This window comes from Rhodococcus sp. IEGM 27 (genome assembly GCF_033142305.1).
Lineage (GTDB): Bacteria > Actinomycetota > Actinomycetes > Mycobacteriales > Mycobacteriaceae > Rhodococcus_F > Rhodococcus_F oxybenzonivorans.
Genome location: NZ_JAWLSG010000037.1, coordinates 1 through 1,438 on the forward strand (window position 1 = coordinate 1; position 1,438 = coordinate 1,438).

Consider the following 1,438-nt stretch of genomic DNA (forward strand, 5'->3'; position numbering starts at 1 on the left):
GGTATCGCGCACAGCGCCGTGCGAATCACCGGGGGTGGGGACGGGCTCGATGTCGATGTCAGCGCCGTCCTCTTTGAGGGTGTAGACCAGTTCTCGTTGGTAGAGGTATTTGAGTTCACGTGCTGCGGCCGGTATTACGAAGAACGGTGGCGCGATCAGCCAGGGGATGTTCCACGCGATGAACACGATCCAGAAGCCGAACCAACCGCCCTGGATGTCCTCGAAGCCGCGATACCAGGCGTGTGCGATGAAAATGAGGTTGGAGAAGCACATGGCCCAGACGTAGAGGATCGCTATCCAGTTTCCGGGGATGCGTCTGCCCGTCTTGAGGAGGTAGCACCCCAGCAGGCCGATGGGCCCTGACGACGCGGCGCAGATCTCGATGGCCATCGAGGCCGCGTCGTTGGTGAGGTAGCGGGTATCAGCCCTGCCGTACATCCACCAAAGCCACAGCCAGTGATCGGAGCTGGTGGCGTTGTGGATGGTGCCGGTGAAGTTCATGACCACCCAGGAGATTTCCCAGGTGCACTCGATCATGACGGACATGAACAGAAACAAGAAGACCAGTTCGGCACCCTTTTTTAGCCTGCTGCGGTTCTCGCCTGGATTGTCCAGCAGAGCGACGAACGGCAAAAAGAGGGTGGGCAGTATGACGAAGAGTGCGATCAGGTCGGACGTGGGCTGCACCGGTAGGATACCGAAGCCGATACCCAGCCATGCGAGGAGGTTGAGGTTGGCAAACAGTCCTCCCCACAACAAAATTCGCCTTCTCCGGCCGGTGACCGGAAGGGACAGATCATGCTCCTTGAAGGTGACGGTCACAGCTGCTCGTCCTGCCTGCGTGTCCTCGGATAGAGGGGGGTAAGGGAGAGGGGGGCGGGACGATCGACGGGCCGACCCATCGGCGCAGAAACATCCGCAATTGACGGGCGGTGCGATGTTTGCTCGGGGTGACGATCAACGAATGCAGGATGGGTAGAACGAACTCAGCGAACTCATCGAGGTCGACGTCGCTGTAACCGAGTGCGTCCCAGTCAATTGTGAAGCTCCGCAAGGCGCTGACCGTGACGTCGATCGCCAGTTGAGAGGCCATGCTGACCGCAAGGGTTTCGGCCCGGCCGACGGAGATGAGGACGCCCGCGAACGGTTCGCTGGCAAGCTGCTCCACCACGTAAGCGAGCGATTCGACGACGATGTCGGCCGGATCGGACAAGTTGTGAACGCGAACGATGAGTAGGTCGATAAAAGCGTCAGAAGCTGCGTGAGAGACCGCGATCCAAATGTCATCGAGGCTCGCGAAGTGGCGGTAGACGGTTGCCCGAGTTACTCCCAACTCGGCGGCAATGTCTGAAACGGTCGTTTTGGCGGGGCCCTTGCGGGCGACGCACCCCATCGCGGCGTCGACGATGCGTGAACGCGCTTCGTCGACGTTCTTAGG

At 60.3% G+C, this 1,438-nt stretch carries 2 protein-coding genes; both read right to left on the reverse strand.

The features are described from left to right. Window positions 1-822, reverse strand: an 822-nt coding sequence (locus tag R4P95_RS33385) for a hypothetical protein (protein ID WP_317840533.1), incomplete at its 3' end; no start/stop codon positions are given. Further along, on the reverse strand, window positions 797-1,438 hold a 642-nt coding region (locus R4P95_RS33390; RefSeq protein ID WP_317840534.1), incomplete at its 5' end, for a TetR/AcrR family transcriptional regulator. The genes R4P95_RS33385 and R4P95_RS33390, both read right to left, overlap by 26 nt.